The sequence below is a fragment of the Streptomyces albofaciens JCM 4342 genome (genome assembly GCF_008634025.1).
Classification (GTDB): Bacteria; Actinomycetota; Actinomycetes; order Streptomycetales; family Streptomycetaceae; genus Streptomyces; species Streptomyces albofaciens.
Genome location: NZ_PDCM01000001.1, coordinates 1,735,515 through 1,752,652, shown reverse-complemented (window position 1 = coordinate 1,752,652; position 17,138 = coordinate 1,735,515). Strand labels below are relative to the sequence as shown.

Annotated in this window: 13 protein-coding genes and 2 tRNA genes; 4 read left to right on the top strand and 11 right to left on the bottom strand. The window is 70.4% G+C overall.

The genetic code is table 11. The features are described from left to right. Nucleotides 1-54: 54 nt before the first annotated feature. From CP973_RS07995 to CP973_RS07975, 5 genes are all read right to left on the bottom strand, one after another. Nucleotides 55-1,074 (bottom strand): rod shape-determining protein, encoded by a 1,020-nt coding sequence (locus tag CP973_RS07995; RefSeq protein WP_003985182.1) that lies wholly within the window; start codon nucleotides 1,072-1,074, stop codon nucleotides 55-57. A 285-nt stretch (nucleotides 1,075-1,359) separates the two neighbouring features. Continuing rightward, complete coding sequence (gene ndk / locus CP973_RS07990) at nucleotides 1,360-1,773, bottom strand: nucleoside-diphosphate kinase (RefSeq protein ID WP_003985181.1); 414 nt, start codon at nucleotides 1,771-1,773, stop codon at nucleotides 1,360-1,362. Between the two features lie 283 nt (nucleotides 1,774-2,056). After that, entirely contained in the window at nucleotides 2,057-2,416 is a 360-nt protein-coding gene (locus tag CP973_RS07985) for a DUF4233 domain-containing protein (protein ID WP_150238829.1), read from the bottom strand. 2 nt (nucleotides 2,417-2,418) lie between these two features. After that, entirely contained in the window at nucleotides 2,419-3,879 is a 1,461-nt protein-coding gene (gene folC / locus CP973_RS07980; RefSeq protein ID WP_244409778.1) for a bifunctional tetrahydrofolate synthase/dihydrofolate synthase, read from the bottom strand. Nucleotides 3,880-4,039: 160 nt separating this feature from the next. After that, entirely contained in the window at nucleotides 4,040-5,488 is a 1,449-nt protein-coding gene (locus CP973_RS07975; protein WP_150238825.1) for a peptidoglycan D,D-transpeptidase FtsI family protein, read from the bottom strand. A 325-nt stretch (nucleotides 5,489-5,813) separates the two neighbouring features. Between CP973_RS07975 and CP973_RS07970 the strand changes: the two genes are divergently transcribed. After that, the gene (locus tag CP973_RS07970; protein WP_150243280.1) at nucleotides 5,814-7,016 is read left to right on the top strand and encodes a hypothetical protein; all 1,203 of its coding nucleotides are present in this window, start codon (nucleotides 5,814-5,816) and stop codon (nucleotides 7,014-7,016) included. Here CP973_RS07970 and CP973_RS07965 read toward each other — a convergent pair. Beyond that, nucleotides 6,982-9,675 carry a valine--tRNA ligase gene (locus CP973_RS07965; protein ID WP_150238823.1) on the bottom strand — a complete coding sequence of 898 codons (2,694 nt, stop codon included), beginning with the start codon at nucleotides 9,673-9,675 and terminating at the stop codon, nucleotides 6,982-6,984. The two genes, CP973_RS07970 and CP973_RS07965, sit on opposite strands and share 35 nt — an antisense overlap. 159 nt (nucleotides 9,676-9,834) lie before the next feature. Between CP973_RS07965 and CP973_RS07960 the strand changes: the two genes are divergently transcribed. Continuing rightward, nucleotides 9,835-10,764 (top strand): hypothetical protein, encoded by a 930-nt coding sequence (locus CP973_RS07960; RefSeq protein WP_150238821.1) that lies wholly within the window; start codon nucleotides 9,835-9,837, stop codon nucleotides 10,762-10,764. Nucleotides 10,765-10,806: 42 nt separating this feature from the next. Beyond that, a complete protein-coding gene (locus CP973_RS07955; protein WP_150238819.1) occupies nucleotides 10,807-11,730 on the top strand; it encodes a hypothetical protein in 924 nt (307 codons plus the stop codon). Nucleotides 11,731-11,827: 97 nt separating this feature from the next. Here CP973_RS07955 and clpX read toward each other — a convergent pair whose 3' ends face one another. The 5 genes from clpX to CP973_RS07930 all read right to left on the bottom strand — a co-directional run bounded on the left by clpX (nucleotide 11,828) and on the right by CP973_RS07930 (nucleotide 16,751). Then, on the bottom strand, nucleotides 11,828-13,117 hold the full coding sequence (clpX, locus tag CP973_RS07950; RefSeq protein ID WP_030588820.1) for an ATP-dependent Clp protease ATP-binding subunit ClpX: 1,290 nt from the start codon (nucleotides 13,115-13,117) through the stop codon (nucleotides 11,828-11,830). 162 nt (nucleotides 13,118-13,279) lie between these two features. Next, nucleotides 13,280-13,963 carry an ATP-dependent Clp protease proteolytic subunit gene (locus CP973_RS07945; RefSeq protein ID WP_150238817.1) on the bottom strand — a complete coding sequence of 228 codons (684 nt, stop codon included), beginning with the start codon at nucleotides 13,961-13,963 and terminating at the stop codon, nucleotides 13,280-13,282. Nucleotides 13,964-14,033: 70 nt separating this feature from the next. Then, a complete protein-coding gene (locus tag CP973_RS07940; RefSeq protein WP_167538428.1) occupies nucleotides 14,034-14,636 on the bottom strand; it encodes an ATP-dependent Clp protease proteolytic subunit in 603 nt (200 codons plus the stop codon). A 337-nt stretch (nucleotides 14,637-14,973) separates the two neighbouring features. Further along, nucleotides 14,974-16,371: a trigger factor gene (gene tig, locus CP973_RS07935; RefSeq protein ID WP_150238815.1), complete on the bottom strand. Its 1,398-nt coding sequence runs from the start codon at nucleotides 16,369-16,371 to the stop codon at nucleotides 14,974-14,976. Nucleotides 16,372-16,674: 303 nt separating this feature from the next. Beyond that, a tRNA-Pro gene (locus CP973_RS07930) sits at nucleotides 16,675-16,751 on the bottom strand. Nucleotides 16,752-16,933: 182 nt separating this feature from the next. Between CP973_RS07930 and CP973_RS07925 the strand changes: the two genes are divergently transcribed. Further along, a tRNA-Gly gene (locus tag CP973_RS07925) sits at nucleotides 16,934-17,007 on the top strand. The last annotated feature ends 131 nt before the right edge of the window (nucleotides 17,008-17,138 follow it).

Below are 17,138 nucleotides of genomic sequence, written 5' to 3'. Positions count from 1 at the left end.
CAACGATCCGCCGTACGGACGATCAGCCGCCCGTACGGCGGAATGTCGGGTTCCTCAGCGGCGGGGCTGGGAGTCCAGGACCTGCTGGAGCGCCTCGAACTCCTCGACGCACTTGCCGCTGCCGAGCGCGACGGAGTCGAGCGGGTCCTCGGCGATGTGGATCGGCATGCCGGTCTCGCGGCGCAGGCGCTCGTCGAGGCCGCGCAGCAGGGCGCCGCCGCCGGTGAGCACGATGCCGCGGTCCATCACGTCGCCGGACAGCTCCGGCGGGCACTTGTCGAGCGTCGTCTTGACCGCGTCGACGATGGAGTTGACCGGTTCCTCGATGGCCTTGCGGACCTCGGCCGCGGAGATCACGACGGTCTTGGGAAGTCCGGAGACCAGGTCGCGGCCGCGGATCTCGGTGTGCTCGTCCTGCTCCAGGTCGTACGCCGAGCCGATGGTGATCTTGATGCTCTCGGCGGTGCGCTCGCCCAGCAGGAGGCTGTACTCCTTCTTGATGTGCTGGATGATCGCGTTGTCCAGCTCGTCGCCGGCCACCCGGATCGACTGGGCGGTGACGATGCCGCCGAGCGAGATCACCGCGACCTCGGTGGTGCCGCCGCCGATGTCCACGACCATGTTGCCGGTGGCCTCGTGGACCGGCAGGCCGGAGCCGATCGCGGCGGCCATCGGCTCCTCGATGATGTGCACCTGGCGGGCGCCGGCCTGGGTGGACGCCTCGATGACCGCGCGGCGCTCGACTCCGGTGATGCCGGAGGGGACACAGACGACGACGCGCGGGCGGGCGAGGTAACGGCGCTTGTGGATCTTGAGGATGAAGTAGCGGAGCATCCGCTCGGTGATCTCGAAGTCGGCGATCACGCCGTCCTTCAGCGGACGCACCGCGACGATGTTGCCGGGGGTGCGGCCGATCATCTTCTTCGCCTCGGCGCCGACGGCGAGGATGCCGCCGGTGTTGGTGTTGATGGCCACGACCGACGGCTCGTTGAGGACGATCCCGCGACCCCTGACGTACACCAGCGTGTTGGCGGTCCCGAGGTCGACAGCCATGTCACGGCCGATGAACGACATGTTGTTCCCCATGAGGATACGTCTGGCCTTCCCAACTGGAGCGAATGCTTACTTGAGGTCGGCAGGTGGTGCGCCGGGGCGCGGAAACTCCATCGTAGTCACGAAGTCCCCACCGCTCGAACGCAGTGCGGGGTTCCTTCGCCATTGTCGGCGGAACACGGACCCGCCCCCTTCAATGGGACGTCGTGTCGCACCGAAGCGTTCCCCCGTTCGGTACCGGCTTGCCGTGGGGCGGCCGCGGCGGCGCGGTCGCCCCAGGTCACCGGGGCGCGAACGGACGGAAGGTCAGGAAAGGCCGGGGAAGAAGATCTTGATCTCGCGCTCCGCGGACTCCTCGGAGTCCGAGGCGTGGATCAGGTTCTCCCGGGTGATGGTCCCGAAGTCGCCGCGGATGGAACCGCCCGGCGCCTTGATCGGGTCGGTGGGGCCGGCCAGCGTCCGCACGCCTTCGATCACCCGCTCGCCCTCGACGACCAGGCTGACCACCGGGCCGGACGACATGAACTGCACCAACGGCTCGTAGAAGTCGCGGCCGACGTGCTCGGCGTAGTGCTGCTCCAGGATCGCGCGGTCGAGCGTGCGCAGTTCCAGCGCGCTGATCGTCCAGCCCGCCTTGCGCTCGATACGGCCGAGAATCTCACCGACCAGGCCGCGGCGGACCGCGTCGGGCTTGAGGAGGACGAGCGTGCGCTGGCTCACGGGAAGGACTCCTTGGGTGACGGAAGTCGGCAGGTGACCTGAGGCTACATGGGTGACGGCGCTGGTCCGTACGCGGTACCGGAGCCGGTACGGGGCCGTACGGGTGACGCGGGCCGGGTTTCGTACAGACGTCCGGGGCGGAGGCGGGCAGTTGTCCGGTCCGGGCACATACGTCCCGTCCGGCCGGACCGCCCGCGCCCGCGGACGTACCCAGCCGTACGCGGTCCCGCGGACCGTACCCAGCCGTACGCGGTCCCGCCCGTACGGGGCTACGCGGCCGTACTCACGCCGCGCCCGGCTGCGGCCCCTCCTCGGCCTGCGCCGCCCAGCGGGCCTTCGCCTCGTCGATCTTCCGGCCGAAGTGCACCGACGCCCACCACAGCGCGGCGAAGACCGCGCCGAGGAAGAACATCGTGCCCACCACGAAACCGCTGGCGATCAGGGCGATCTGCAGGACCCAGCCGAGCTGCACGCCGCCGGGGCGGGTCAGCACGCCGCACAGCAGGACACACAGCAGCATGGCGACGCCGCTGACCGTCCAGACCGTGGCCGTGGAGTGGCCGGAGGTCTGCATGGCGACCAGACCGGCGAAGCCGATCACGAAGAACTCGCCGATCAGCGTGCTCGCACACAGCGTGCGCATGGTCAGTTCCTCCCCAGGAGCAGCCGGGCCTCGCCGACCGTGATCACGGAGCCGGTGACCAGGACGCCGGCGCCGGCGTACTCGCCCTCCTCCTCCGCGAGGGTGATCGCCGCCTCCAGCGCGTCGTCGAGCCGGGGCTCGACCTGCACCCGCTCGGGCCCGAAGACCTCGACCGCGATCGCGGCCAGCTCGTCCGGGTCCATGGCGCGGTGGCTGGAGTTACGGGTCACCACGACCTCGGCGAAAATCGGCTCGAAGGCTTCGAGGACACCGCGTACGTCCTTGTCGGCGCTGGGGCCGACCACCCCGACGAGTCGGCTGAATCCGAACGCCTCGCCGACCGCCTCGGCCGCGGCCCGCGCGCCCGCCGGGTTGTGCGCCGCGTCCAGGATCACGGTCGGGCTGCTGCGCACGACCTCCAGGCGGCCGGGCGAGGCCACCGAGGCGAACGCGGAGCGGATGGTGTCGATGTCCAGCGTGCGGGCGTGCTCGGAGCCGATGCCGAAGAACGCCTCCACGGCGGCCAGCGCCACCGCGGCGTTGTGCGCCTGGTGGGCGCCGTACAGCGGCAGGAAGATGCCCTCGTACTCGCCGCCGAGGCCGCGCAGCGTCAGCAGCTGGCCGCCGACCGCCACCTCCCGGCTCAGCACGCCGAACTCCATGCCCTCGCGGGCGACCGTGGCGTCCACCTCGACCGCGCGCTTGAGCATCACGGACGCCGCGTCCACCGGCTGCTGTGCGAGGACGACCGTCGCGTCCTTCTTGATGATCCCGGACTTCTCGCCGGCGATCTGCTCGGGGGTGTCGCCGAGGCGGTCGGTGTGGTCCAGCGAGATGGGCGTGACGACGGCGACGTCGCCGTCGATCACGTTCGTCGCGTCCCAGGTGCCGCCCATGCCGACCTCGACGACCGCGACGTCCACCGGGGCGTCCGCGAAGGCCGCGTACGCCATGGCGGTGAGCACTTCGAAGAAGGACAGGCGGTACTGCTCGCGCTCGTCGACCATCTGCACGTACGGCGCGATGTCGCGGTACGTGTCGATGAAGCGCTCGGCGGAGATCGGGGCGCCGTCCAGGCTGATCCGCTCGGTCACCGACTGCACGTGCGGGCTGGTGTACCGGCCGGTACGCAGCTCGAAGGCGGACAGCAGGGCCTCGATCATGCGGGCGGTGCTGGTCTTGCCGTTGGTGCCGGTGATGTGGATGGAGGGGTACGCGCGCTGCGGCGACCCCAGCACGTCCATCAGCGCCTCGATGCGCCGGACCGACGGGTCGAGCTTCGTCTCGCCCCAGCGGCCCGCCAGCTCGGCCTCCACCTCGCGCAGCGCGCGGTCCACCTCGGGGTCTTCGGGGCGTGCGGGAATGCCGTCCCCCTGGGGCGGTCCGGCCTGCGCGCGCAAAGTGCGGCTGCCGGCCTCGATCACCGCGAGGTCGGGGTCCCGGTCGGTCTCGGCCTCCACCATCTCGTCGAAGGTGTCGGCCGGATCGGGGATCGGGTCGGGGTCGTCGTTTCGGGGCCGGTCGTCGCTCACGGGTCCAGTCTACGAGCCGCCTGTGACAGTGGCGGCGGCGCGGGCCCGCGGCCCCGGGCCGCCGCGGGAATCCGCCCGGCGGCCCCCGCCGCTACGACAACGCCGCCTTCATCATCGCCTTCGCCACCGGCGCCGCCAGCCCGCCGCCGGAGATCTCGCTGCGGGCCGCGTCACTGTCCTCGACCATGACGGCGACGGCGACCTGATGGCCCTTGCCGTCCTTGGCGTAGGAGACGAACCAGGCGTACGGGGTGCCCTCGTTGTTCACGCCGTGCTGGGCGGTGCCCGTCTTGCCGCCGACCGTCAGGCCGTCGATCTTGGCGTTGGAGCCGGTGCCCTCGTTGACGACGGTCTCCATCGACGACTGGAGCTGCTCGGCGGTGCGCTGCGAGATCGCCTTGCCGTAGTCCTTCGGCCGGTACTCCTGGAGCGTGTTGCCGCCGCCGTCGGTGAGCTTGTCCACCATCTGCGGAGTCCGGAGGTCGCCGCCGTTGGCGATGGCCGAGGCGACCATGGCCATCTGGAGCGGCGTCGCGGTGTCGTCGAACTGGCCGATGCCGGACAGCGCGGTCTGCGGCTTGTCCATGCCCTTCGGGTACAGGCTCTTGCCCGCCCGTACGGGCGTGTCCAGCTTGCCGTCGTTGAAGCCGAACTTCTCCGCCTGCGCGCGGACCTTGTCCTGGCCCAGGTCGGCGGCCATCTTCGCGAAGACGGTGTTGCAGGAGTACTGGAGCGCGGTGCGGATGGTGGCGTTCTTGCAGGGCGCGGAGGCGCTCTCGTTCTTCAGCACCGTACGGGTGTCGGGCAGCGTGTACGGGTCGGGGCTGTCGGTGGGCTGGTCCACCGAGGAGTAGAGGCCGTTCTCCAGCGCGGCCGCCGCGACGACCAGCTTGAAGGTGGAGCCGGGCGGCAGCGGCTGGCGCAGCGCGCGGTTGATCTCGGGGTGGTCCTTGTCGCCGGAGAGCTCCTTCCAGGCCTTCTGGTCGTCGCTGCCGGACCCGGCGAACTTGCCCGGGTCGTACGACGGGGTGCTGACCATGCCGAGGATCTTGCCGGTGGCCGGGTCGAGGGCGACCGCGGCGCCGGTCTTGCCGTTGAGCGCCTGGTACCCGGCCTGCTGCACCTTGGCGTCGATGGTGGTGGCCACGTCGCCGCCCTTGGGGCGCTGGCGGGTCAGGACGTCACCCGGGTTCTGCAGCCGGCTGTCCGAGCCGTCGAGGAGGTCCCCGTACAGGCTCTCCAGCTGGTTGCTGCCGAAGATCTGCGAGCTGAAGCCGGTCACGGGCGCGTAGAGCGGGCCGTTCTTGTACGTGCGCTGGTACTTCAGGGTGCCGTCGGTGGCGGTGGAGCCGGTCACCGGCTGCCCGTCGACGAGGATGTTGCCCAGCGGGTTGGCGTACTTGGCGATGGCGACGCGCGGGTTGTGCGGGTCGTCGGTGAACGTCGAGGCCTTGGCCCCCTGGATCCAGGTGACCCACGCCAGCAGCGCGAGTATCAGCAGGATGCAGAAGACCGAGACGCGGCGCAGGGGCTTGTTCATGGGTGGCGCGGCTCCTCGTCGTCGGCCGCGCGTGCGGCCGGATCGTGCGTTTTTGCCGGAAACTCCCGTTCGCGGGCCCATGCTCCACCGTCTCCATGAGAGACCGATGAGAACGCGGACGCCCGCCGTCCCGCCGTGACGCACGCCTCTGATCGCCGGGCCCGGGCAACGCACCACCCCCCTGCCGTCATCTTCCCCGGCGGGCTCTGTGAGCCTTTACCGACAAGAAGATCAGTAGCCCGGGGGCGACGGCGGACGGCCGCCGGTCCCCACCGGGCGGGGCAGGAGCTGAAAAAGCGTGCGCGTGCCGGCCATCAGTCAGCGGATGCACCTGGTGCTGCTCACCGCGTGGACCGTGCTGTGGTTCGTCGTGGTCGAGCCGAACGGGGGCTTCTCCTGGCACTACCTGCGCACCGGCGGCGAGCTGATCTACCAGGGCTCCTCCGGCGACGGCACCGGCGGCCTCAACCTCTACGCCCACCACCCCGAACTCCAGATGGGCCCCATCAGCTTCCTGGTGGCCGGCCTGTTCAACCCGTTCCCCGAGCACACCGGCCAGTTCCTGGCGGCGGCCCTGATGTCGCTGCTCGGCCTGGTGATCGTGGTGCTGGCCGGGCGCAGCGCGGCCTGGCACTTCCTGGGTACGGGCACCAATCACCAGCGGCTGCGGCAGCGCGTCCTGATAGCCGGTCTGGCGTTCATCCCCATGTGGATCGAGGTCTCGGTCCGCTTCGGGCACCTGGACGATGTGCTGGCGCTGTTCTTCACGGCGCTCGCCGTGCGGTCGGTGACCCGCGGCAACGCCGCGCTGACCGGCGTCTTCCTGGCCCTGGCGATGGACTCCAAACCGACGGCGCTGGCCTTTGTACCGCTGCTGCTGGCGCTGCCGAGGGAGAAGTGGCTGCGCGCGGGGCTGTGGACGGCGGGCCTGGTCGCGGTGGCCTGGCTGCCGTTCTTCATCGGCGACATGAATTCGTTCTCGGCGGCCAAATTCGCCATTCCCAACCACCCGGCGTCCGCGCTGCGCTGGCTGGGCGTGGCCGACCCCGAGACGCCGGGCTGGGACCGGCCCGCGCAGTTCGCGCTGGGTCTCGCCCTGGGCTGTCTGGCGGTGTGGCGGGGGCGCTGGGCGGCGGTGGTCCTGCTGGGCGCCAACGCCCGGATCGTCCTGGATCCCAGCGTCTACACGTACTACACCGCGTCCGTCCTGCTCGGCACGCTGCTGTGGGACGTCATCGGGCAGCGGTGGCTGGTGCCCTGGTGGAGCTGGCTGGCGCTGCTGATCCTGTACGGCAGTGTCTTCGCGGTGCCGGACGACTCGGCGCGCGGCTTCATCCGGCTGGCGTTCGTGGCCGTGTCGACGGCGTACGTCCTGCTGTGGCCGGTCCGCGAACGCGGCGACCGGCGCGGCAGGGGACGGCGCAGGCCCCTCGCCCGTACGGACGAGGGGCCTGCGGAGACGTACGCGCCGGGGACCGCCCCGGCGCCGGGCGCTACGCCGTGGGCAGGGCCTCCAGCTGGGCGCTGATGCGCACGATGTCGGCCTCGGCCGTCTCCAGCCGGGTGCGGATCTTGGCGACGACGTGTTCCGGGGCCTTGCCCAGGAACGCCTCGTTGCCCAGCTTCGCGGTGGCCTGGGCCTTCTCCTTCTCGGCGGCGGCCAGGTCCTTCGACAGCCGCTTGCGCTCGGCCTCGACGTCGATGGCGCCCGACAGGTCCAGCGCCACGGTCGCGCCCGCGACCGGCAGCGACGCGGTGGCGGTGAACTCCTCCCCCGCGGGCTGGAGGCGCAGCAGCGAACGCATCGCGGCCTCGTGGGCGGCGAGCTGCGTACCGGCCAGGTCCAGCCGGGCCGGGACCTTCTGGCCGGGCTGGAGGCCCTGGTCGGAGCGGAAGCGGCGGACCTCGGTGACGACCTGCTGGACGGTCTCGATCTCCCGCTCGGCGGCCGCGTCGCGGAAGCCGGAGTCGGCGGGCCAGTCGGCGATCACGACGGACTCGCCGCCGGTCAGCGCCGTCCAGAGGGTCTCCGTGACGAACGGCACGACCGGGTGCAGCAGCCGCAGCGTCACGTCCAGGACCTCGCCCAGGACGCGGCGCGAGGCGTCCGCGGCCGGGCCGCCCGCCATGAACGTGGTCTTGGACAGCTCGACGTACCAGTCGAAGACCTCGTCCCACGCGAAGTGGAAGAGGGTGTCCGACAGCTTGGCGAACTGATAGTCGTCGTAGTACGCGTCCACCTCGGCGACGACCGTGTTCAGGCGGGACAGGATCCACCGGTCGGTCGCCGACAGCTGCTCGGCCGGGGGCAGCTCGCCCTCGACCGTGGCGCCGTTCATGAGCGCGAAGCGGGTGGCGTTCCAGATCTTGTTGGCGAAGTTGCGCGAGCCCTGGACCCAGTCCTCGCCGATGGGCACGTCGGTGCCGGGGTTGGCGCCGCGGGCGAGGGTGAAGCGGACGGCGTCCGAGCCGTACTTGTCCATCCAGTCCAGCGGGTTGACCGCGTTGCCGAAGGACTTCGACATCTTCTTGCCGCGCTCGTCGCGGACCATGCCGTGCAGGGCGATGGTCTTGAACGGCGGGGTGCCGTCCATCGCGTACAGGCCGAACATCATCATCCGGGCGACCCAGAAGAAGAGGATGTCGTAGCCGGTGACCAGGACCGAGTTCGGGTAGAACTTCTCGACGCTCGGGGTCTTCTCGGGCCAGCCGAGCGTGGAGAACGGCCACAGGCCGGAGGAGAACCAGGTGTCCAGGACGTCCGTGTCCTGCGTCCAGCCCTCGCCTGTCGGCGCCTCGTCGTCCGGTCCGACGCAGACGACCTCGCCGTTCGGGCCGTACCAGACGGGGATGCGGTGGCCCCACCACAGCTGGCGCGAGATGCACCAGTCGTGGAGGTTGTCGACCCAGCCGAAGTAGCGGGACTCCATCTCCTTGGGGTGGATGTCCACCTTGCCGTCGCGGACCGCGTCACCGGCGGCCTTGGCCAGCGGGCCGACCTTGACCCACCACTGCATGGACAGCCGGGGCTCGATGGTCGTCTTGCAGCGCGAGCAGTGGCCGACCGAGTGGGTGTACGGGCGCTTCTCGGCGACGATCCGGCCCTCGGCGCGCAGCGCGGCGACGATCGCGGAGCGGGCCTCGAAGCGGTCCAGGCCCTCGAACGGGCCGTGCGCGGTGATCACGCCGCGCTCGTCCAGCACCGCGAGGTTGGGCAGGTCGTGCCGGCGGCCGATCTCGAAGTCGTTCGGGTCGTGGGCCGGGGTGACCTTGACCGCGCCGGTGCCGAACTCCGGGTCGACGTGCTCGTCCGCGACGACCGGGATGCGGCGGCCGGTCAGCGGCAGCTCGATCTCCGTGCCGACCAGGTGGCGGTAGCGCTCGTCGTCGGGGTGGACCGCGACGGCGGTGTCACCGAGCATCGTCTCGGCGCGGGTGGTCGCGACGACGATCGAGGCGCCCGCCCGTCGCCCGCCACCGCCCCCATGGGAGTCGCTTCGCTCCACACCTTCTGCATCCCCGTACCGGATCGAGACCAGCTCGCCCTCGTCGTCCTGGTACTCCACCTCGATGTCCGAGATGGCGGTCAGACAGCGCGGGCACCAGTTGATGATGCGCTCGGCGCGGTAGATCAGCTCGTCGTCGTAGAGCCGCTTGAAGATCGTCTGGACGGCCTTGGACAGGCCCTCGTCCATCGTGAAGCGCTCACGCGACCAGGCGACGCCGTCACCCAGGCGCTTCATCTGCCCGGAGATCTGCCCGCCGGACTCGGCCTTCCAGCGCCACACCCGCTCGACGAACGCCTCGCGGCCCAGGTCGTGGCGGGACACGCCTTCCTTGGCCAGCTCGCGCTCGACGACGTTCTGGGTCGCGATGCCGGCGTGGTCCATGCCGGGCTGCCACAGCGTCTCGTGGCCCTGCATCCGCTTACGGCGGGTGAGGGCGTCGATCAGGGTGTGCTCGAAGGCGTGCCCGAGGTGGAGCGAGCCCGTGACGTTCGGCGGGGGGATGACGATCGTGTACGGCGGCTTGTCGCTCTTCTCGTCCGCCTCGAAGTAGCCCCGCTCCACCCAGCGCTCGTACAGCGGCCCCTCTACCTCGGCCGGCGCGTACTGGGTCGGCAGTTCAGTGGGGCTGCTGTTCGTCGGCCCGCCGTCTCGGGGGCTCTGCTGAGTGTTCTCGGTCACGACGCTCAGTGTACGGGCGCGGATGTCGCGGTCTCGAATCGGTTTGGCCCCCGGGGCACCGGCTGACAGTGGCGTCGTACAGGATGTGGGAAACGCAGAGACATCAACTGTGACAGGCGTCATCGAGCGCCGTCAGTTGCCACGAGGGGAACCCGCTCCATGAGCTTCAACCAGCCGCCTCCCGGCCCGTACGGCCAGCCGCCCCAGCAGCCCGGCCCGTACGGACAGCCCGTACCGCAGCCGGTCGGGCAGCCCGGTCACGGCTATCCGCAGGGCGGCCAGGTTCCCCCGCAGCAGCCGTACGGCTACCCGCAGCAGACCCCCCAGCCCGGCTACCCGCAGCAGCCCCAGGCGCCGTACGGCCAGCCGCCGCAGCAGCCCCCGTACGGCCAGCAGGCCCCCTACGGCCAGCAGCCGCCCCCGAACGGCGGCAAGGGCAAGGGCCTGAAGATCGGCCTGAGCGTCCTGGCGGTGGCGGCCGTGGCGGGCATCGGCGTGGGGGCGTATTACGCGTTCGGGCCGGGCGGGGATGTGAAGCCGTACACGATCGCCCTGACGACCGCCGTCCTCGACGGTACGTTCAAGAAGGTGCCGGGCAAGGCCGACAAGGACGAGAACCTGGCCAATGATGCCGAGACCAAGGCGATGGGCATCACGGAGGCCAGGGGCGTCCAGGGGACCTACAAGAACGACCGGGAACAGGAACTGGTCATCACGGGTGTCTACGGCAAGGTCGCCGACCCCAAGAGCGCGGTGAACAAGTTGTTCGCCCGGTTCGACAAGAAGCTCGACGACACGGGCACCAAAGGCGCGAAGGTGGAGACCGTCACCCCGGTGACGGAGTTCTCCCCCGCCGGGTTCGACGGCTCGGTCATGAAGTGCAAAGCGCTCAAGAGCACCGCGTCGAAAGGCGTTCTCACCGCGACCGCCACGGTGACGTATTGCGCCTGGGGCGACTCCAGCGCGGTGGGCGTGGTCGTGAACAGCGGGCTGGAGGCGCCCACCAAGTCCACCGGCGCCGCCTTCCCGGCCAAGGAGTTCGCCGAGAAGACCAGCCAGATCCGCTCCGAGCTGCGGCGCGAGAAGTAACCACCGCGTCCGTACAAAGGACCGCCTCAGGGGGGACACAACATGAGCTTCAACCAGCCGCCGCCCGGCCCGTACGGCAGCAGCGGGCAGCCGCCGCAGGGCCCGTACGGCAGCAGCGGTCAGCCGCAGCCACAGGGCGGGGGCTTCGGTCCGCCCCAGGGGCCACCGCCGGGACCGCCGCCGCAGCAGCCCGGCCCGTACGGGTACGGGGCGGCCCCGCAGCCGCCGCAGTTCCCGCCGCCCGGCCCGCCCGGCGGCCCCAACGGCAGCAACACCGGCAAGATCATCGCCGGGGTGGCCGCGGGCGTCGTCCTCATCGGCGCCATCATCGGCGGGGCCGTCATGCTCACCACGAGCGGCGACAACGGCGGCCGGGCGCGGGCCGACGGCAACAACTCCCCCGCCCCCACGGCCGGATCGGACGCGAACAACTCGTCCGAGGAGTCGCCGGCCGCGGAGGGCACCGGTCGGCGGATGCGGCTGACGACGCCCCGTACGGTCGACGACGGCGCGTACACCCTGGAGAAGGACAAGGCGGCCCTCCAGCGCGACGGTCTGAAGCTGGGCTCGCCGCCGCCCGGTATGACGCAGGAGATCGCCCGCTACCGGGGCACCCGGGACAGCCGGACCACCGGTCTGATGATCTCCGGCGGCTACGGCACCATCTCCGACCCGGACAGCGTGGTGGACGGCATGTTCAGCGGCGTGGCCGACGGGGGCACCACGGTCGTGAAGCGGCGCGAGACGTTCCGGCCCGGCGGGGCCGGCGGCAGCGTCAAGATCGACTGTGAGGTGGTGCGGAACGCGACGTTCGGCTACGCGCCGGTGTGCGGCTGGGCCGACGGCTCGACCGCCGCGGTGCTGCTCTACATGAACGGCTCACTGCGCTCCTCCTCGGACGTCAACCTGTCGCAGTACGCGGACACCACCGCCGTGGTGCGCGGCGAGGTCCGTAAGCCGGAGTAGGCGCCGGGCGCGGACGAGGACAAGCGAAGGGCCGCCCCGCGACCAGTGGTCGCGGGGCGGCCCTCGCCGTCCGTGCGGGGGGAACGGACGGCGCGTGCTACGCGCTCTTCTCGTGGTGCTCGCCCGACTCGCCGCCGCGGTTGCGCGGCACCAGGGTCGGGTTCACGTTCGAGTGGACGACCTCTTCGGTGATGACGACGCGGGCCACGTCCTTGCGGGACGGGACCTCGTACATCACCGACTGGAGGACCTCCTCCATGATGGCGCGCAGGCCGCGCGCGCCGGTGCCGCGCAGGATCGCCTGGTCGGCGATGGCCTCCAGGGCCGGGCGGTCGAAGTCCAGCTCGACCCCGTCCAGTTCGAACAGGCGCTGGTACTGCTTGACGAGCGCGTTGCGCGGCTCCAGGAGGATCTGGAGGAGCGCCTCGCGGTCGAGGTTGTGCACCGAGGTCAGCACCGGCAGCCGGCCGATGAACTCCGGGATCATCCCGAACTTCACCAGGTCCTCCGGCATGACGTCCTGGAGCTGGTCCTTGGCCTCGACCTCGCGCTTGGAGCGGATGTTGGCGCCGAAGCCGATGCCCTTGGCGCCGGACCGGGCCTCGATGATCTTCTCCAGGCCGGCGAACGCGCCGCCCACGATGAACAGCACGTTCGTCGTGTCGATCTGGATGAATTCCTGGTGGGGGTGCTTGCGGCCGCCCTGCGGCGGCACCGAGGCGGTGGTGCCCTCCAGGATCTTCAGCAGGGCCTGCTGGACGCCCTCGCCCGAGACATCACGGGTGATCGACGGGTTCTCGCTCTTGCGGGCGACCTTGTCGATCTCGTCGATGTAGATGATGCCGGTCTCGGCCTTCTTGATGTCGAAGTCCGCGGCCTGGATCAGCTTGAGGAGGATGTTCTCGACGTCCTCGCCGACATAGCCGGCCTCCGTCAGCGCCGTGGCGTCGGCGAAGGCGAACGGGACGTTGAGCATCCGGGCGAGCGTCTGCGCGAGCAGCGTCTTGCCGGAGCCGGTGGGGCCGAGCAGCAGGATGTTGGACTTGCCGAGCTCGATGCCGTCGTCGCCGCCGCGGGCGCCGCCGTTCTCGCCCGCCTGGACCCGCTTGTAGTGGTTGTAGACGGCGACCGAGAGCGCCTTCTTCGCCGGCTCCTGGCCCACGACGTAGCTCTCCAGGAACTCGTAGATCTCCCGGGGCTTGGGCAGTTCCTCCCAGCGGACCTCGGAGGTCTCGGCGAGCTCCTCCTCGATGATCTCGTTGCAGAGGTCGATGCACTCGTCGCAGATGTACACACCAGGACCCGCGATGAGCTTCTTCACCTGCTTCTGACTCTTCCCGCAGAACGAGCACTTGAGCAGGTCGCCGCCGTCACCGATGCGTGCCACGAGGTGCTTCCCCTTCGCCTGGGATCCGCATTGCTCCGCGGACCCGGGTGCTTGCCTATCGACGGTACCTTGCCGGGCCCCCCGTACGGGCCCCCCTTGGACCGACTCGGTCAACCCGGTCCAAGGGGGCGTGTCTCCGGCTCACTTCGCGATGGGACGCGATCAGACCGAGGCGGCCGTCTTACGGGTCGAGACGATCTGGTCGACCAGACCGTACGCCAGGGACTCCTCGGCGGTCAGGATCTTGTCGCGCTCGATGTCGTCGCGGATCTTCTCGATCGGCGTGGTGGAGTGCTTGGCGAGCATCTCCTCCAGCTGCGTGCGCATCCGCAGGATCTCGTTGGCGGCGATCTCCAGGTCGGAGACCTGGCCGCGGCCGGTCTCGCTGTACGGCTGGTGGATCAGCACCCGGGCGTTGGGCAGCGCCATCCGCTTGCCGGGGGTGCCGGCGGCGAGCAGCACGGCCGCGGCGGACGCCGCCTGGCCCATGCAGACGGTCTGGATGTCCGGCTTGACGAACTGCATCGTGTCGTAGATCGCGGTCAGCGCCGTGAAGGAACCGCCGGGCGAGTTGATGTAGATCGAGATGTCCCGGTCCGGGTCCATCGACTCCAGGCACAGCAGCTGCGCCATGACGTCGTTGGCGGAGGCGTCGTCGATCTGCACGCCGAGGAAGATCACGCGCTCCTCGAAGAGCTTCGCGTACGGGTCGTACTCGCGCACGCCCTGCGAGGTGCGCTCGACGAAGCGCGGGACGATGTAGCGGGACTCGGCGGGCATGCCCTGGAACTCGGCCTGCGCGGCGTCGGGGCGCTCGTAGAGGCTACGGCCGGGGAAGTTGTTCATCTGGAGGTTCACCGTCCTGGTGGCGGTCAGAAGAGGCTGGGTCGGCTGCTGGGTGCGTCGTGCGGGGCGCTCAGGCCCCGGTGCCGCCCCCGCCCGGAACGCCCGCCGCGGTGGTCATGACGTCGTCGATGAGGCCGTACTCCTTGGCCTCCTGCGGGTCGAACCAGCGGTCCCGGTCGGAGTCGCGGGTGATCTGCTCGACGGTCTGGCCCGTGTGCTGGGCGGTGAGCTCGGCCATGCGCCGCTTGGTGTGCAGCAGCCGCTCGGCGTGGATCTTGATGTCCGACGCGGAACCCGCCAGGCCCGCGGAGGGCTGGTGGATGAGGATCTCGGCGTTCGGCAGCGCGAAGCGCTTGCCCGGGGTGCCGGCGCTCAGCAGGAACTGGCCCATCGAGGCGGCGAGGCCCATGGCGATGGTGACCACGTCGTTCTTGATGTACTGCATGGTGTCGTAGATCGCCATGCCGGCCGAGATCGAGCCGCCCGGGCTGTTGATGTAAAGGAAGATGTCCTTGTCCGGGTCAGCGGCGAGGAGCAGCAGCTGCGCGGTGATCTTGTTGGCGATGTCGTCGTCGACCGGCTGGCCGAGGAAGATGATCCGCTCGCCGAGCAGCCGGTTGTAGACCTGGTCGCCGAGGCCACCGAAGGTCGGCTCAGCGGCGGCGGAAGGCATCGGGATCGTCACGTGTCCACCTGCTCGTTGTCGGACGGCCCGAGGCCGTCTCAGCGTCGTCTTCTGGGGGCGTGGGGAGGGCGCGGCGTGGTCCGCCGGCGCGGTTTCGGGTACTCCCCTGCCCTCGTATCTACGGACCCTAACGCGCTGGTCGGCGGGCGCCATCCCGCATTGTCAACTGTTCGCTGTGAGCGCAGGCTCACCGGCGTCCGGAGGCCGTTCCGGGGCCCCGATGACGTACGGGCCCGAACACGCGGGCGTGGCGTGTTCGGGCCCGTACATACGACTGGCGCTGGCGGGCGGCCGGGGCCGCCCGTGCCACCGGGGCGGCCGGGGCTCAGCCCTCGGTCTTCTCGGCCTTCTCCGCCTGCTCGGCGTCGGTGCCCTCGGCCTCGGAGGCCTCGACGGTCTCCGCCGTCTCGTCCTCGTCGTCGAGGTCGACGACCTCACCGTTGGTGTCCTTGACCGTGGCGGCCTCGACGACGACCGCGAGGGCCTTGCCGCGGGCGACCTCGCCGACGAGCATCGGCACCTGGCCGCCCTCGACGACGGCCTGGGCGAACTGGTCGGGGGACATGCCGGAGGACTGCGCGCGGCGCATGAGGTGCTCGGTGAGCTCCTCCTGGCTGACGTTCAGCTTCTCCTTGTTGACCAGCTCGTCGAGGATGAACTGGGTCTTGATGCCCTTCTCCGCCTGCTCCTTGGTCTCGGCGTCGAACTCCTCCTCGGTCTTGCCCTGGATCTCCAGGTACTTCGCGAGGTCGAGGCCCATCTGGGCGAGCTGGTGGTTGACCAGGTTGTGCTTGCGGGTCTCGATCTCGTCCGCGAGCAGCTTCTCCGGCATCGGGACCTCGACCAGCTTCAGCAGCTCGTCGAGGACCTTCTCCTGCGCCTGGGTGGCCTGGTCGTACTTCTTCATCTGGGCGAGGCGCTTGGCGCTGTCGGCGCGCAGCTCCTCCAGCGTGTCGAACTCGCTCGCCAGCTGGGCGAAGTCGTCGTCCAGCGCCGGCAGCTCACGGGCCGCGACGGCGGTGACGTCGACCTTGACCTCGGCCTCCTTGCCGGCCGCCGAGCCGCCCTTCAGCTCGGAGGTGAAGGTGCCGGACTCGCCGGCCTTCAGGCCCTTGACGGCGTCGTCGATGCCGTCGAGCAGCTCGCCGGAGCCGACGGTGTAGCTGACGCCCTGGGCGACGCCGTCCTCCAGGACCTCGCCGTCGACCTTGGCCTCCAGGTCGACGGTGAGCACGTCGCCGTCCTCGGCGGCGCGCTCCACCGGCGTGGTGGACGCGAAGCGCTCGCGCAGCTGCTCGACGGACTTGTCGATGTCCTCGTCCGACACCTCGACGGCGTCGACCTCGACCTCGATGCCGGAGTAGTCCGGGATCTCCAGGGCCGGGCGGATGTCGACCTCGGCGGTGAAGGCCAGCAGCTCGCCGTCCTTCAGCTCGGTGATGTCGACCTCGGGCTGGCCGAGGACGTTCAGCTCACCCTCGTTGACCGCTTCGGTGTAGAACTTCGGGAGCGCGTCGTTGACGGCCTCCTCCAGCACGGCGCCGCGACCGAACCGCTGGTCGATGACGCGGGCCGGGACCTTGCCCTGGCGGAAGCCCTTCACCGTGACCTGCTGGTTGATCTTCTTGTACGCCGCGTCGAGGCTGGGCTTGAGCTCCTCGAAGGGCACCTCGACAGTGAGCCGAACCCGGGTCGGGTTCAGGGTCTCCACGGCGCTCTTCACGGTTCGGTCTCCTTGGGGCTGACTTCTGGGGTTCTGCTTGAGATCTGCCGGCGCCCGGGGTCCAGGCGCCCTGCGGATCGCGCCCGGGAGAAAGACACACGGGCACGCAGCTTGCATAGTAACCGCAAGCGGGTTGGCGGCCGCAATGTGATCTTGACGGTCCGCTTACGGGCGGGCCGGTCGGCGGCCGGGTGGCCGGTGGCCGGGACGGCCGGGTGACCGGGGCGCGGCGGCGCCACCGCGCCGTACGGCCGGCCGGGAGAACGGGCCGGGACGCCGTACGGCTGAACGAGGAGAACCTGCTGGTCGGGGTGGCCGGATTCGAACCGACGACCTTCCGCTCCCAAAGCGGACGCGCTACCAAGCTGCGCCACACCCCGTCGGTGCGACACGTAGGGTACATGGCCGCGGACGGCACGGCTGCCCGATATCCACGGGCGCCGGCCCCGGGCACGGGGCCGCGCACCGGCGCGCGGCGGGTGGAACGGGGCGGAGTGTGCGGCGGACCCGGATGACCCGCTACGATGCATCGCGTGCCACGGTCACCCGACCGGCGGCGCACGCGGGCGTAGCTCAATGGTAGAGCCCCAGTCTTCCAAACTGGCTACGCGGGTTCGATTCCCGTCGCCCGCTCCATAGGGTTCAGGGCCAGGTCAGAGGGTGTTTCCTCGATCTGGCCCGGATCTTTTCCCGGCTTTCTCCCCCAAAGCGGCCCTGGCGCCGCGCGAGCGGTACCAGACCTACGGCCCTCCGTGGCCCCGCCCGAG

Bases quoted from the DNA above. Each gene is read 5' to 3' on its own strand.
- CP973_RS07995 (WP_003985182.1), bottom strand. From the start codon at position 1,074: ATGTCGTTCATCGGCCGTGACATGGCTGTCGACCTCGGGACCGCCAAC.
- CP973_RS07940 (WP_167538428.1), bottom strand. From the start codon at position 14,636: ATGCCTTCCGCCGCCGCTGAGCCGACCTTCGGTGGCCTCGGCGACCAG.
- CP973_RS07955 (WP_150238819.1), top strand. From the start codon at position 10,807: ATGAGCTTCAACCAGCCGCCGCCCGGCCCGTACGGCAGCAGCGGGCAG.
- CP973_RS07960 (WP_150238821.1), top strand. From the start codon at position 9,835: ATGAGCTTCAACCAGCCGCCTCCCGGCCCGTACGGCCAGCCGCCCCAG.
- CP973_RS07975 (WP_150238825.1), bottom strand. From the start codon at position 5,488: ATGAACAAGCCCCTGCGCCGCGTCTCGGTCTTCTGCATCCTGCTGATA.
- CP973_RS07945 (WP_150238817.1), bottom strand. From the start codon at position 13,963: ATGAACAACTTCCCCGGCCGTAGCCTCTACGAGCGCCCCGACGCCGCG.
- folC (WP_244409778.1), bottom strand. From the start codon at position 3,879: ATGGTGGAGGCCGAGACCGACCGGGACCCCGACCTCGCGGTGATCGAG.
- CP973_RS07985 (WP_150238829.1), bottom strand. From the start codon at position 2,416: ATGCGCACGCTGTGTGCGAGCACGCTGATCGGCGAGTTCTTCGTGATC.
- CP973_RS07970 (WP_150243280.1), top strand. From the start codon at position 5,814: ATGCACCTGGTGCTGCTCACCGCGTGGACCGTGCTGTGGTTCGTCGTG.